This is a genomic window from Chromohalobacter israelensis DSM 3043, from assembly GCF_000055785.1.
Lineage (GTDB): Bacteria > Pseudomonadota > Gammaproteobacteria > Pseudomonadales > Halomonadaceae > Chromohalobacter > Chromohalobacter israelensis.
Genome location: NC_007963.1, coordinates 2,816,132 through 2,830,581 on the forward strand (window position 1 = coordinate 2,816,132; position 14,450 = coordinate 2,830,581).

The window sequence follows — 14,450 nt, forward strand, 5'->3', positions numbered from 1 at the left end:
TTACCCCGTACACGCCAGGATGCAACACATCCCCCGCCGCCAGACGCCCGGGGGGCTAAAGATGGCGTCCTCGTCGCCGATATTCCCTTTCAGGGCAATGCGTCAACCAGTGTCTCGTGTCCGCCGATCATTCACCGAACAGGAAACGCCATGTCAGTCAGGACTTGGGGCGTGGTACTCGGCGCCGTCCTCTTGGGCGGTTGCTTCGAGGTCAATACCTCACAAGCCCCCATCGCCACGACCTACCCGATCAGCGAGCAGCAGCGCATGCAGGCCGCGCACCACTGGGAAGTGCTCGCCGAACACGAGGCACGCGACATCCTCGCCAAGCGCGACTTGTGGGGCAAGCCGCTCTACGTCGAGGCCGCAGAGAAGGAAACGGCTTTCAGCCGCGGATTTCGCTCCTTGCTGACCAGCGAGCTCGTCCAGCAAGGCGCCATCGTCCATACCCGACCCGACGCCAGCGCGCATGTCAGCTTCGATGTCCAGGTCGTTCGGCATGAAGACCGCGGTTACGTTCGTCCGCCCCAGGGTGCCCTGACCGCCCTGGCCGCCGGCATCGCGGTGGCGACGATTCCCTTCAATCACTGGACCGAACCCGCCCTGGGCTTGATTCCCGCCGCCGCCCTGGCGGATACCTTCAGTGGCAGCTGGACACCCACCGGCCCGCAGGAAGTCATCATCACGACCCAGGTCAGTCAGTACGATACGCTGCGCTACTCGTCCTCGAACCTGTATTACATCAATGCAGGCGATAGCGAGCATTACGGCGCCGCCGGCGAGGGTGAGCGCACCAACCTTCCGCTGTCGTCCGAATGGTAAGGAGATTTCCCGCTATGCCTTTCCCTCTGCCGCATGCCCGGCGCCTTCGGTCACCTCTGATGGCCCTCATGGTGCTTTTGTTGATGCTTTCCGGCTGCAGTCTCCTCGAGAATCGCCATGCCACGCCCCCCGAACCGGATTTGCTGTCGCAAGTCGACGAGGCCGCCGAGAAGTTGCTGTCCACCGCCAGCGAGCGGCTCGGCGAGCAGGCTCCGATCATCGCCACGACCTTCGTCGATGTCGACCAACTCGACCGCTCGTCGACACTGGGCCGCACGCTGTCGGAGGCCTTCACCTCTCGTCTCGTGCAGGGCGGCCTGAACGTCATCGAGGTCAAGATGCGCAACAGCCTTTACATCGAACAAAATACCGGCGAGCTGATCCTGTCACGCAACGTGCAACGTCTCAGCGCCAACCACGATGCGCAGGCCGTGTTGCTGGGCACCTACGCCAAGGGCCAGAACGCGCTCTTCATCAATGCCCGTCTGGTGCGCATCTCGGACCGGCACGTGCTCGGCGCCTCGAGCTTCGAGGTCCCTCTGGACAACGACTTGCGGGCCATGCTGCCTTCCTCCTGGTAACCGATCGCGCCCGGCCACCGCTGCCCGCTCCGTCACGGGTCCCGCCGGCTTCCGATGCACGGATGCCGGCCGAGTCGCTTCCTCAGTCGCCACTCGGCGACAATTGGAAATCCATCAGGAACGGATGATTGCGCAGGGCGGTGGCCAGCCGCGGCAGACAATGCCGATCATGCGTGCGCAGCATCATGCGGTATTCGAATTGCCGCCCTTCATCACGCGTTCGGTAACTGAGACTCTCGATGCGAAAGCGATGCTCCGTCATCAACGCCCGGAGCTCCGCTTCGGTGGGGATGCGCTGACTGTCGAAGCGCAGGATGCAGCTCGCGAAGGCGCGGCTCGGCATCCGTGCCTCGACCAGCCGGAAGAGCGACAAGGTCAGCAGGGTCATCAGCGTCGCCACCACACCCGGCAGCCAGAAGCCGACGCCGAAGAGGATGCCCAGTGCCGAGGTCACCCAGATCGACGCCGCCGTGGTCAGGCCATGGACCGTCAGTCCCTCCTTGAAAATCACGCCGGCGCCCAGAAAGCCGATACCGGTCATGATGCCCTGTGCCATGCGCGTGGGATCGGTTCTCACCGTCGACTCCGGCACCTCGCTGCCCAGCCATTGCCACTGGTAGACCGTCACCAGCATCAACAACGCCGAGGCCACGCATACCAGCGCATGCGTGCGAAACCCTGCCGGGCGGCCATGAAAGGTACGCTCCAGCCCGATCAAGCTGCCCGCCAGCCAGGCCGCCCCCAGGTGCATCACGATGGTCCATGCACTCACCGACATTCGCCTCTTCCTTCTCCCGCATTATCGTCTATCGTGTCAGCATAGCGTCAGCCGTCGTATCTCACCGAATTCACGACGGTTTCTCCCATGTCGACACAAGGATCTCCTGCGTGAGCCAGCCTTCCAATCTCACACCGCCCAGCCGGGTGGAAGACGACGAGCACGACCTGCACCTCGAGGACGGCCCGCTGCCCTCGCGAGCTGCCGCCGTTCACGAGTCGATCCGCGAGGAAGGCGAAACGGAACTGAAACGCGCCGCCTCGGCGCTGCTGTGGTCGGCGATCGCCGCCGGCCTGTCGATGAGCTTCTCGATGCTCGCCAAGGGGTTGCTGCATGCACGACTGCCGGATAGCGACATCGGCTACCTGGTCGAGTCGCTGGGCTACACCATCGGGTTTCTCGTCGTGATCCTCGCCCGTCAGCAGCTGTTCACCGAGAACACCGTCACGGCGGTGCTGCCGGTCATGAGCACGCCTCGCATCATGCAGTTCCTCAAGCTGTTGAAGCTGTGGGGCGTGGTATTGGTCGGCAACCTGGTGGGGGTGGCCATCTCCGCATATGCCATTCTCTACATGCCCCTGTTCGACGCCGAGACACACAAGGCCTTTCTCAGCCTGGGCCACCACATCATGGAGAACACCGGCGGTCAGATGTTTGCCAAGGGCATCGTGGCGGGCTGGATGATCGCCACCATGGTATGGCTGCTCCCCGCCGCCGGCGGCGCCAAGATCTGGGTGATCCTGATCGTCACCTACCTCGTCGCGCTGGGCGGCTTCACGCACATCATCGTCGGCTCCACGGAGGTGATGTATCTGATGTTCGCCGGCCAGGCCAACCTGGGCGAATACCTCTTTGACTTCGCCCTGCCGACACTGGCCGGCAACGTCATCGGCGGCACCTTCATCTTCGCCCTCATCAGCCATGCCCAGATTCGCAGCGATAGCTGACCCTGCCGGCCGGCGCTTGCCTGCGCCGGCCTTGTCCATTGGTCTATGCCCACACCTGCCACCGCTACCGGCAAGTCCCGGTAGCGGCGACGTCACGCTCGCTCCTGCATATTGATAACCGATAGTTATCGACTTTCCTGGTTTCGGAATTAGCGAAGCGTCTGCCCGCCTGTTACAGGTTAAAAGGCTTATCTCACCCATCCGCGCGGCTTCTCGGCTGGCGCGACGACGAGGGGCAACAACAATGCGACACATCACGTCACGCTCATCTCATTGGCTTGCCGCGTTAGTGGCCATGGGCCTTGCCACTCCCGCCCTGGCGGCATATCCCGAAAAACCCATCACGCTGATCGTTCCCTGGGCCGCCGGCGGCGGGACCGACGCCACCGCGCGCATCATCGCCAAGGCGCTCGAGGAAGAGCTCGGGGAAACCATCAATGTCGTCAACCGCACGGGCGGCAGCGGTGTCGTCGGGCATACCGCCATCGCGCGCGCCAAGCCGGATGGCTACACGCTCGGCCTCGGCACGGTCGAGATCAACATGATGCACTGGCAAGGGTTGACCGACCTCACCTACGAAGACTTCACGCCCATCGGCCAGATCAACTTCGATGCCGCCAGCCTCAGCGTGGCCGAGGACGCCGACTACCAGGATCTCGACGACTTGATGAGTGCGGTGCGCGAAGCGCCGGCGGGCACCTTCAACGCCTCCGGCACCGGCCTGGGCGGTATTTGGCATGTCGCCCTGGGCGGGCTGCTGATGGATCTCGACATGCCCGCCGACAAGGTCAACTGGGTACCGAGCCAGGGTGCCGCGCCGGCCATGACCGAACTCGCCGCCGGCGGCGTGGACATGGCCGCCACCTCGCTGCCCGAGGCGCGCTCGATGATCGATGCCGGACGCGTGCGCAGCCTGGGCGTCATGGCCGAGGAGCCCCTGGAGAGCTTCCCCGACGTGCCCACGGTGGCTTCACAGGTGGATAGCGACTTCACCACCGGTGCCTGGCGCGGCGTGATCGGCCCCCAGGGCATGGATGACGCCATCGTCGAGACACTGGAAAGCGCCCTGCACGACGCCTACCAGAGCGAGACCTATCAATCGTTCATGGAAAAACAGGGCTATGGCGTGCAATGGCGGGACGCCCAGGCGTTCGGAACCTACATGGAAGAAAGCGATGCGGCCTTCGGGGATATCATGAAGGCCATCGGCCTCGCCAAGTGAATGTCCCTGCGCCGTGCCCGCCTGGATGCGGGCACGGCGCGGGGCGTCATGCCAGCGCGCTTGCTTCACTGGCCAGACCCGTCGAGACAGCCTCATGGCCCGCACGGTTGAGGGCGCTCAGCACGGCCTTGAGAGACGCGCCCACGGTATCACCGTCCTCGGCCATGCCGCTGACACGCTGACCATCGACATTGAGCTGCACGAAGGCAATGGCCACCGCGTCGCTGCCCTCGCCCAGGGCATGTTCGCTGTAATCGACCACGCTGACCGAGCGCCCCGTATGCTGCTGCCAGGCTGCCATGAATGCGGAAATGACCCCGTTGCCCTGGCCGCTCAGGCGCAGCGCCTGGCCGTTGTCGTCGAGCGACACCGTCAGGTGCTCGCTGGCCTCGCGATCCAGGCGATATCCGCTGAGCGTCAGCGGCGCACACTGCGTGAACGTCTCGACCAGCACGTCGCGAATCCGTGCACTGGAGAGTTCGCCGTTCACCGTCTCGCTCACCGCCTGTACCGCGGGCGCCAGTTCGAGCGCCATCCAGCGCGGCAGGCTGATTCCGTAGTCGCGCTCGAGCAGGAATGCCATGCCGCCCTTGCCGGACTGGCTGTTGACGCGAATCACCGCCTGGTAGTCGCGCCCGATGTCGCGCGGATCGATCGGCAGATACGCCACCTGCCAAGGTTCGTCGTCTTGCTGTTTCTTGAGTGACTTGCGAATGGCGTCCTGATGGCTGCCGGAAAACGCGGTATAGACCATTTCACCGACCCAGGGATGACGCGGATGCATGGGAATGCCCGTGCACTCCTGCACCACCTGAATGATCTCGTCCGGACGGGAGAGATCGAGTTCGGGATCGATGCCCTGGCTGTAGAGGTTCATCGCCAGGGTCACGATGTCCATGTTGCCGGTACGTTCGCCGTTGCCCAGCAACGTGCCCTCGACACGCTCGGCACCCGCCAGCATGGCAAGTTCCGCGGCGGCCACCGCGCCGCCGCGATCGTTATGCGTGTGCACCGAAATGATCACACTGTCGCGCCGGGAAATGTGCTGACAGAAATAGTCGATCTGATCCGCGTGGTGATGCGGCCCGGCCACCTCGACCGTGGTCGGCAGGTTGAGAATGCACTTGTTGTCCGGCGTCGGCTGCCATACATCCATCACCGCCTCGCAGATGTCCAGCGAGAAATCGATCTCGGTGCTGGAGAAGCTCTCGGGCGTGTATTCGAAACGCCAGTCGACGTCGGGATAACGCGCGGCGCGTTCCTTGACCCAGCTCGCACCCTGCACGGCGATGTCCACGATGCCGGCGCGATCCATCTCGAACACGCGTTCGCGCTGCACGGTCGACGTGGAATTGTACAAGTGCACGATGGCCCGCTTGGCACCGACCAGCGACTCGAAGGTACGCTCGATCAAGTGCTCGCGGCATTGCACCAGCACGGCGATGGTCACGTCGTCGGGTATCTGATCTTCCTCGATCAGCCAGCGCACGAAGTCGTAATCCGGCTGACTGGCCGACGGGAAGCCGACCATGACCTCCTTGATCCCCACCTTGATGATCTGATGCCAGAAACGCTGCTTCTGCTCGACGCTCATCGGCTCGAGCAGCGCCTGATTGCCATCGCGCAGGTCCTCGCTCACCCACGTCGGTGCCGCCACCAGATCACGATCGGGCCATTGACGGTCGAAGGCGGGCACTCGGGGAGCGGGGCGATACTTGCGATGGTCGAAGCGGCTCATGACAGGCGTCCTGCGAAAATGAAGTGACGGAGCGCTACGATTCGACCGCTCGACCGGCAGGCGGTGACACGACCGAATCGTAGAAGGCGGAGCGTTTCCGGTAAGAAACGGGCACCGGGCCGGGTCGGCATGAAGGTGCTGATAGCGTCGGCACTTGTGATGCCGACGGTCTCGCGGGCCAGCCATGCGGCGAGCCCATCGCTTGTGGCAATGCACACAGTTTACGTCGTCACTCCCCGCAGGGGATTGCAAACTCGACCTTCTTTCGCGTCACTTTTGGCATATAATTTTAACAAAACATCGTGAAGAGACATTTCATGCCAAACAGCAACGCCCAGGCCGCCAACGTGACGCTCGATCGCTACGACCGTCAAATTCTCGACATCCTGCAACGCCACGGACGCATCAATAATCAGGAGCTGGCCGAACGCATCGGCCTGTCGCCCTCCCCCTGCCTGCGGCGCGTGCGGGCCCTGGAAGACAACGGCCTGATCACCGGCTATCGTGCCCTGGTGGACGCCAAGCGGCTGGGCCATAGCCTCACCGCGCTATTGCATATCTCCATGGACCGCCATACCCCGGAGCGTTTCGCCAACTTCGAGGCCAAGGTCGCGGCACTGCCCCAGGTTCAGGAATGCCTGCTGATCACCGGCCAGGAGGCCGACTACCAACTCAAGGTCGTGGTACACGACATGGACGACTACCAGAACCTGCTGCTCAACCAGATCACCCGCATCGAAGGCGTCACTGGCGCGCACTCGAGCTTCGTCCTGCGTCGAGTGCTCGAGCATCGCCCGGTGCCCTCGTATCCCGCCGCCTCCCCGTGAGGAGGGCCATTAGACACTGGTGCAATGGTCGGGTGACAGGAAGCCTGTTACGTTCTTTGTATGCAATAGTCATCTATCGACCAGGACACATGCCATGCAACTGCCCCGCAACCCCTTCAAGGCCGCGCTCGACGGCGATACCCGCTACGGCTGCTGGGCCGGCTTCGCCACCGGCTACGCCGCGGAGATTCTGGCCACCACCGGCTTCGACTGGCTGTTGATCGATGGCGAGCATGCACCCAACATCGTACCGACCACCCTGGCGCAACTGCAGGCGCTTGCCGCCTATCCTTGCGCACCGGTCGTGCGCACCGTGAATCACGACCCGGCGTTGATAAAGCAGCTGCTCGACATCGGCACCCAGACGCTGATGATTCCCATGGTCGATACCGCCGAGCAGGCCGCGCAGCTGGTCGCCGCCACGCGCTACCCGCCGCATGGCTTTCGTGGCGTGGGCGGCGGGCTGACCCGCGCCACGCGCTGGGGCGCCGTCGAGGACTACATGGCCCAGGCGCATGAGGAGTTATGCCTGATCGTGCAGGTGGAGTCGCGCAGCGGGGTCGACAACGCCGAGGCCATCGCCGCCACGCCAGGGGTCGACGCCATCTTCGTGGGCCCGTTCGATCTCTCGACGGAGACCGGGCACATCGGCGACCCCACTCACCCCGAGGTCCAGGCGATGATTCGGCATACCCTGGACGCGACCCATGCCGCCGGCAAGGCGGCCGGCATTCTGGCGCCAGCCGAAGCGGACGCCCGACGCTATGCGCAATGGGGATTCGACTTCATTGCCGTGGGTATCGATATCAGCCTGTTGCGACAGGCTGCCATGGAGACCGTGTCACGCTACAAGGGCTAGGCAGGACGGCGCGCAGAAAAATGCCGTGGCGCGAGGCCACGGCATCGTTTCGCGCTGCATTTTCGACGTTCAGGCGTAGGTGTTGATCTGCGTGCCTACGGTGCCGGTCGTCGCAAGCGACTGCTGCGGTGACACGGATTCCATCAGCTGCGACACGTGGGACGCCTGATTATTCAACGACTCCTTGATCAGGCTCATCTGCGACTGCTGATCGGCGTTGTGCTGTTGCAGCGCCATCGCAGTGCCCACGGCAGCGTTCACGGCAGTATCCATGAAACTTCCCCTTCAAGTGAATGAATGCGCGTTGCGCCCTATTGTTATCGGCTAGGGCGCAGAAAACTTGCATCGCCCACCACCAACAGCCAACGCACGGCACTTTCAGCATGCAAGAGGAAAAGCATAAAGGCCACCTTGCCTTCATTTTCCACCTTGCGATCGATGGCACTGGCCGCGACCGTCTCAGGACAGTCGCGGCCAAGGCTACGTCAGCGCTTCTCCGCAATGGGGACAGTAATCCGCTTGCGAGCGGCGCGCCCCTGGCGCAGGCATTCCCGTCATCGGCGCACCATTACCCTTTTCGAGTTGAAAGGCCAGTGGCTCGAGCGGACGCACCACACCACCCTCACGAGACAACCCCATGTCGCGCAGCAGACGCGCATCCAAGTGTGCCAAGTCATCGAAGGTCTGCCGATTACGGCGGTGCTGAATCGCAGCTTTTTTCATTCCCCGAAGGATTTCCCACAAAGTCATCACACGTTCTCCTGATCGAGGCCGGGATCCTGGCGGGAAACACAATCGAGAGGGTGATCGAGTCTAGCCGCGGTAGGATCCGCGGCCAGTGAAGAGCTCAGTCGATGGCACACGGACAGGCAGGGACTCGCAGGTCATGATTCATGACTGCGTAGTCGTTGCCTGCCCACATGGCCTGTATCGGTGACATATCGAGCTGTCTCTCGTTGAGTGAAAGAAGACTGAATAAGCCTTCACTTATTATTTTTAGACGCCACGAGACTCGTCGTCAAATCTCCGGGTAAACAGGTCACTCCGCTGCACCGAGTGCCCCCTGCCATCTCGTGCCGTTGCCGCATAGAATGGCACGACCCGCGCCGGATGGCGCATGAGGCGCCTCGCGCACGCAAGCACGCTCACAAAAAGGATGTGACATGCAGATCGATAGATTCTTCCACTGGCTCGGCGAGTTCCTGGGCGATGCCTTGCGCGTCGTCGTCGACGCACTCTCCACCCTGTTCGCGGGGCTGTGGGTCGCCATCGACCGCTTCTTCGACGGCCTCGCCCGCTCGCTGGGCGTCAACCCCTCGCTCATCAACCTGGTCGTGCTCGTCATCGGCATCTGGATGCTCTATCGAGGCATCCGGGCACTGGTGAGGCGTGCGTTCGTCGGCGGCATCATCTGGCTGTTTCTCGGGCTGCTGGTGCTCGGCTGGCTGATGCGCTGAGGCGAGCGCCCTGCGTGCCAGACGAAGACGCCGCTGCCGGGGCAGCGGCGTCTTGCCGTCATCGTCTCGCGTGCACGCGCCTCAGGCGTCGGCCAGCGCGCGCTCGACCATTTCGAAGACGTTGGGCGAGAGCTCCTCGGCGCGAATGCGCTCGAGCTCGGCCTTCATCAGGGCCTGACGCTGCTCGTCGAAACGCTGCCAGCGCGTCAACGGCGTGATGATCCGCGCCGCGATCTCGGGATTGAGCCGGTTGAGCTCGATCACCACATCGGCCAGCAGGCGATAGCCCTCGCCGTCGAGACGATGGAAATTGACGCGGTTCTGCGCCGCGAACGCCCCGATCAACGCCCGCACCTTGTTGGGGTTCTTGAGCGAGAACAACGGATGCGCCATGAGGAACTTGACCCGCTCGAGAACGTCCGCCTGGGGCCGCGTGACCTGGATGGTGAACCATTGGTTCATGACCAGCGGATCGTGTGCCCATTTCTCGCCGAAGGCCTTGAGCGCCGGTTCGGCGAGATCGGTCCGCGAGCTGTGCACCAGCATCGTCAACGCGGCCCGGACATCGGTCATGTTGTCCTCGGCTTCGACCTGCGCGTTGGCCAGCGCAATGCCCTGCTCGTCCTCGATGCTCATCAAGTATTCGAGCGCCACGTTCTTCACGCGACGCTGCGCGATCTGTTCGGGCTCGGGGGCGTAGGGCGCGTCGCTACGATGCGCCTCGTAGAGCGCCAGGAACTCATCGCGCAATGCCGTGGCCAATGACTGCTTCACGAAGTCCCGCGCGGCGTGGATGGCGTCCACGTCGACCATCGGCTGCTGCTCGGCGATATAGGCCTCCGAGGGCAACGTCAGCATTTCGGCCAGCACCGCCTTGTCATCGGTCTCGGTGGTCAACAGGCGACGGTACGCGTCGATGACGCGACCATCCATGACTTTCTCCACGCCGTTGCGGTGCGCGGCGATGAGGTCGTCGAGCGCCAGCATGGTGAGCCGTTGTCCCGCGTCCCAGCGGTTGAAGTCGTCCGCGTCGTGGGTCAGCAGGAAGGACAGATCCTCGCGCGAATACGGGTAGCGCAGGTAGACCGGGGCCGAGAATCCGCGCAGCAGCGACGGCGTCGGGGCTTCGTCGATGCCGGTGAAGACATAGGTCTGCTCGCTGTCACGCAGGTGCAGCACCGTTTCGGTGCCCAGCGCCTCGCCATCCAGCGTCAGGCTCAGGTCACGTCCGGACTTGGTACCCACCAGTCCCATGCGCACCGGGATATGCAAAGGCGCCTTCTCCGCCTGGCCGGGCGTGGGCGGCGTGCGTTGCGACAACCGCAAGTGGTACTCGCACTTGGCGTAGTCGTACTCGCCATGGGCGTCGATCTCCGGCGTGCCCGCCTGGGAGTACCAGCGCATGAACTGATCGAGATCGAGCCCCGAAACCTCCGCCATGCAATCGACGAAGTCCTCGATGGTCACGGCCTGGCCGTCGAAACGCGCGAAATAGAGATCCGACCCCTGACGGAACGTCTCCCAGCCGAGAAGGTTGCGCAGCATGCGCACGATCTCGGCGCCCTTCTCGTAGATCGTCAGGGTATAGAAGTTGGAGATCTCGATGTAATGGTCCGGACGCACGGGGTGGGCGGTCGGCCCCGCGTCCTCGGCGAACTGGGCCGTGCGGAAGAAGGACACGTCCTCGATGCGCTTGACCGGCGCGGAGTTGGTGTCGGCGCTGAAGGTCTGGTCGCGGAAGACCGTGAAGCCTTCCTTCAGGGAGAGCTGGAACCAGTCACGGCAGGTCACGCGATTGCCCGACCAGTTATGGAAGTACTCGTGCGCGACGATGCCCTCCACCCGCTGGAAGGCCGCATCGGTGGCGGTCTGCGGATGCGTGAGGACCGCCGCCGAGTTGAAGATGTTGAGCCCCTTGTTCTCCATGGCGCCCATGTTGAAGTCGTTGACGGCCACGATCATGAACAGATCGAGGTCGTATTCACGCCCGTAGGTCTCTTCATCCCACTGCATGGCGCGCTTGAGCGAGGCCATGGCATGGTCGGTCTTGTCCAGGTTCTCCGGCTCGACCCAGATCTGCAACGTGACGTCGCGGCCACTCATGGTCGTGAAGTGGTCCTCGACCTTCTCGAGCTTGCCCGCCACCAGCGCAAACAGATAACTGGGCTTGGGGTGCGGATCCTCCCAGGTGACGAAGTGACGCTCGCCCGGCAATTCGCCGCGCTCGACCGGATTGCCGTTGGAGAGCAACACCGGCAGCGTCTCCTTGTCGCCCACCACCGTGGTGGAGAAGGTCGCCATGACGTCCGGGCGGTCGGGATAGAAGGTGATCCGCCGAAAGCCTTCCGGCTCGCACTGGGTGCAGAACATGCCGTTGGAGAGATACAGCCCCTCGAGCGCGGTATTGGCCGCGGGGTCGATCGACACCTGAGTGTCCAGCAGGAAGCGCTCCGGCACGGTGGGGATGGTCAGGCCCTCGTCGTCGACCTGGTACTCATCCGCCTGCAATGTCTGACCGTCCACGGCGATACGTTCCAGCGACAGCTTGTCGCCGGCAAACCGCAGCGGCAATCCCGCCTCGCGCTCGGGGTGACGCTCGACATGCAGCCGCGCCGTCACGGTCGTCGCCGAGGGGGCCAGGTCGAAAGTCAGTTCGGTATGGGTCACCCGGTAGGCGGGCGGCAGGTAGTCCTTGAGATGAGTCGCTTGCGGTTCGGACATCGATCGACGCTCCTTGAAGTCGGGGCATGACAGCGCCCCCAAGACATCGCATCGCGCCTCGGGCGCCATGCACATGCCCCGCATTGTACGGCGTTCGATGGAGTCGGCTCAAAAGCGCACCGAAGAAATGCCGGCCGGCGTGCGCTCAACGCGACTCCTGACGGGGGCGGGAAGAGGAATCCTCGAGGGAGGACAAGACCGGGCAGCGCCCCAACGACGGGGTCGGCCGGGTCAGAATCCAGGCGGCAATCCCGGTCAGACCGAGGATCAGCGACCCACTGAGCCACAGCGGTTCTACCGTGAAGGCGATCACCGCCATCGAGACGAGCAGCATGATGCAGGCCATCCACTTGGCATGCTTGGGGATCGCGCGTTCGCGCTCCCAGGCCAGAATGGACGGACCGAAACGAGGATGACGGCGAATCCAGTTGGCGAAACGCGGCGAGCTCTTCGAGGCCGCCCATACCGCCACCAGCATGAAGCACGTGGTCGGCATGACGGGAAGGAACAGGCCGATCACGCCCAGCGAGAAGCTGACGCCAGCCAAGCAAATGAACAGTAGCCTGCGTATATCGCGCATGCGCCGCGTCACCTTACATTGCGAGGGGGAAACGCCGGGCTTCGCGCAAGATCGCTGGCATGACGACGCCCGACGCCACCTCGGTCATTGAAGCCCGAATGCGCGCCCAGGAGAAATCATCCTTCACTATCGAGGCCATTGGCACACGACAGCGCTCGACGCGCGACATTCATTCTAGCGCATGGTAAGGGGCGTGAACCACTCGCCCCGTCCGACGAGACCCGAGAGCGGTCCGCCGGCGGGGCGTCTGATGTCAGGCAACGCGCAGGCTCACCCCAACGAGGCCCTGGCATGTCGCGCTACCGCGTCCGGGGTGTCCCGCAGGGGCGCAACGGCAGGCACGCGCAACAGGCGGCGCAGGATCTTGCCGACCGGCGACTTGGGCAGCTCGTCGACGAAACGATAGCCACGCGGACACTTGTAGCGGGTCAGCCCGGCCTCGAGACAGTGGTGGTGGAGCTCCTGCTCGCCCACGGGCTGACGGAGCTTGATGAAAGCCGTCACCGCCTGTCCCCACTTGTCGTCGGGCAGGCCCACCACGGCGACTTCCGCCACCTGCGGATGCAACGACAGGACGTTCTCGATTTCCAGCGGACTGATGTTTTCGCCTCCGGAGTTGATCAGGTCGTCGACGCGCCCGGTGACGAACAGGTCGCCCTGAGCGTCGAAATAGCCCGTATCGCCGGTGAAATACCAGCCCTCCTTGAATGCCTTGGCCGTCGCTTCGGCATTGTTCCAATAGCCATCGAAGGCCTCGTCGCCGGCCAGGTCGGCCACGATTTCCCCTTCCGTGCCCTGGGGCACCACGCTGTCGGGGGAGGTCGCTCCCACCGTGACGATCCGCAACCGCTGGTTGAGCGCCGCCCGCCCGGAAGAGCCTGGCTTGTGGTTGGCATGCTGATCGACGGTCAGGGCATACAGTTCCGAGCAACCGTACTGGTTGACGAACAGGCTGGGCGTGAACGCGGCCTCGACGCGCGCGATCAACCCGGCACTCATCGGCGCCCCGGCGAACCCGATCTTGTCGATGCTGGCCACGCGCTGCGGCCGGAACCCTGGCGCTTCCAGCAGCATGTGATAAAGCGTGGGCACCAGGTTCAGGCTGGTCACCCGCTCGCGCTCGATCGCCGCGAGCGTGACCTCCGGCTCGAACTTGGGAATGCACACGAAGCGCCCGTCGACCATCGCCATCGCCTGGAGCGCACGCACGCCCGTCGCATGATAGAGCGGCATCACGCCCAACATGGTTTCGTCGTGGCCGTAGAGATTCTGCGCCACGTACGCGGTGGTCGCGGCCCGCTCGACACGATGCCGCCGCGGCACGCCCTTGGGACGCCCCGTGGTGCCCGAGGTGTAGAGCATCAAGGCATAGTCGTCGGGACGCGCCAGCAGCAACGTCTCGCCCGAGCCGCCCAGCAACGAGTCGAACGCCACCGTCTCCGCGTCCCGCACGTCGCCGACCGCGATGCGCACCAGGGCATGCGCCTCGGCACATGCCTGCACGGCCTCGCTGACCGCGCCATCATAGGCAATGGCCTTGGCGCCGGCGTCCTGCAGGTAATAACGGATATCCAGCGCCGTCGAGCGCCAGTTGACCGGCGTGAAGACGATGCCCGCGCACTGGCAGGCCCAATGCAGGGTGGCCATCTGCCAGCGGTTCTGCATCGCCACCACCAGCCGATCCCCCTTGCCCAGCCCGAGATGCCGGAGGTGGCGAGCCACGCTCTGGATGTCGGCGAACCATTGCGCGTACGTCTTTTGAACCGGCCCGTCGCTGATGGCCATGGCATGCGGCCGCCGCTCGACCGTGGCAAGAAAGCCGCGTCCCAGGTCAAACATGTGCATTCCCCCCGTCGCTCGTTATGTTCTGTCGCGGTTGTTATGGCGATAGAATCGAGCGATGAGGGACGGGCCGCAA

14 protein-coding genes are annotated in these 14,450 nt (G+C 63.9%); 7 read left to right on the forward strand and 7 right to left on the reverse strand.

The genetic code is table 11. The annotated features are described in order from the left end of the window. Positions 1-150 precede the first annotated feature (150 nt). On the forward strand, positions 151-822 hold the full coding sequence (locus CSAL_RS12720) for a hypothetical protein (RefSeq protein ID WP_011507803.1): 672 nt from the start codon (positions 151-153) through the stop codon (positions 820-822). A 68-nt stretch (positions 823-890) separates the two neighbouring features. Next, positions 891-1,403 (forward strand): FlgO family outer membrane protein, encoded by a 513-nt coding sequence (locus CSAL_RS12725; RefSeq protein ID WP_244846371.1) that lies wholly within the window; start codon positions 891-893, stop codon positions 1,401-1,403. Between the two features lie 82 nt (positions 1,404-1,485). Here the strand turns inward: CSAL_RS12725 and CSAL_RS12730 are convergent, their stop codons facing one another. Continuing rightward, entirely contained in the window at positions 1,486-2,181 is a 696-nt protein-coding gene (locus tag CSAL_RS12730; RefSeq protein ID WP_011507805.1) for an MgtC/SapB family protein, read from the reverse strand. A gap of 110 nt (positions 2,182-2,291) precedes the next feature. On the opposite strand from CSAL_RS12730, the gene CSAL_RS12735 reads away from it, so the two are divergent. Both CSAL_RS12735 and CSAL_RS12740 read left to right on the forward strand, forming a co-directional pair. Further along, positions 2,292-3,128 (forward strand): formate/nitrite transporter family protein, encoded by an 837-nt coding sequence (locus tag CSAL_RS12735; protein WP_011507806.1) that lies wholly within the window; start codon positions 2,292-2,294, stop codon positions 3,126-3,128. Positions 3,129-3,423: 295 nt separating this feature from the next. Then, a complete protein-coding gene (locus CSAL_RS12740) occupies positions 3,424-4,350 on the forward strand; it encodes a tripartite tricarboxylate transporter substrate binding protein (protein ID WP_244846386.1) in 927 nt (308 codons plus the stop codon). A gap of 46 nt (positions 4,351-4,396) precedes the next feature. Here CSAL_RS12740 and CSAL_RS12745 read toward each other — a convergent pair whose 3' ends face one another. Then, complete coding sequence (locus tag CSAL_RS12745; protein WP_011507808.1) at positions 4,397-6,088, reverse strand: 2-isopropylmalate synthase; 1,692 nt, start codon at positions 6,086-6,088, stop codon at positions 4,397-4,399. 317 nt (positions 6,089-6,405) lie between these two features. Between CSAL_RS12745 and CSAL_RS12750 the strand changes: the two genes are divergently transcribed. Then, positions 6,406-6,915 carry an Lrp/AsnC family transcriptional regulator gene (locus CSAL_RS12750; protein ID WP_011507809.1) on the forward strand — a complete coding sequence of 170 codons (510 nt, stop codon included), beginning with the start codon at positions 6,406-6,408 and terminating at the stop codon, positions 6,913-6,915. Between the two features lie 94 nt (positions 6,916-7,009). Continuing rightward, positions 7,010-7,774, forward strand: a complete 765-nt coding sequence (locus CSAL_RS12755) for an HpcH/HpaI aldolase family protein (protein WP_011507810.1) — start codon at positions 7,010-7,012, stop codon at positions 7,772-7,774. A 69-nt stretch (positions 7,775-7,843) separates the two neighbouring features. On the opposite strand, the gene CSAL_RS12760 is transcribed toward CSAL_RS12755, so the two are convergent. Together CSAL_RS12760 and CSAL_RS12765 are read right to left on the reverse strand one after the other, a co-directional pair. Next, positions 7,844-8,047, reverse strand: coding sequence for a putative motility protein (locus tag CSAL_RS12760; RefSeq protein ID WP_011507811.1), 204 nt, complete (start codon positions 8,045-8,047; stop codon positions 7,844-7,846). A gap of 207 nt (positions 8,048-8,254) precedes the next feature. Then, positions 8,255-8,524 carry a DUF1127 domain-containing protein gene (locus tag CSAL_RS12765; protein WP_043558545.1) on the reverse strand — a complete coding sequence of 90 codons (270 nt, stop codon included), beginning with the start codon at positions 8,522-8,524 and terminating at the stop codon, positions 8,255-8,257. A gap of 413 nt (positions 8,525-8,937) precedes the next feature. Between CSAL_RS12765 and CSAL_RS12770 the strand changes: the two genes are divergently transcribed. Further along, positions 8,938-9,231 (forward strand): hypothetical protein, encoded by a 294-nt coding sequence (locus tag CSAL_RS12770; protein ID WP_011507813.1) that lies wholly within the window; start codon positions 8,938-8,940, stop codon positions 9,229-9,231. Between the two features lie 81 nt (positions 9,232-9,312). Here the strand turns inward: CSAL_RS12770 and pepN are convergent, their stop codons facing one another. The 3 genes from pepN to CSAL_RS12785 all read right to left on the reverse strand — a co-directional run bounded on the left by pepN (position 9,313) and on the right by CSAL_RS12785 (position 14,371). After that, complete coding sequence (gene pepN, locus CSAL_RS12775; protein ID WP_011507814.1) at positions 9,313-11,952, reverse strand: aminopeptidase N; 2,640 nt, start codon at positions 11,950-11,952, stop codon at positions 9,313-9,315. A gap of 145 nt (positions 11,953-12,097) precedes the next feature. Beyond that, positions 12,098-12,532, reverse strand: a complete 435-nt coding sequence (locus CSAL_RS12780; protein WP_011507815.1) for a YbaN family protein — start codon at positions 12,530-12,532, stop codon at positions 12,098-12,100. A 270-nt stretch (positions 12,533-12,802) separates the two neighbouring features. Then, the gene (locus tag CSAL_RS12785) at positions 12,803-14,371 is read right to left on the reverse strand and encodes an AMP-binding protein (RefSeq protein WP_011507816.1); all 1,569 of its coding nucleotides are present in this window, start codon (positions 14,369-14,371) and stop codon (positions 12,803-12,805) included. Positions 14,372-14,450 lie beyond the last annotated feature (79 nt).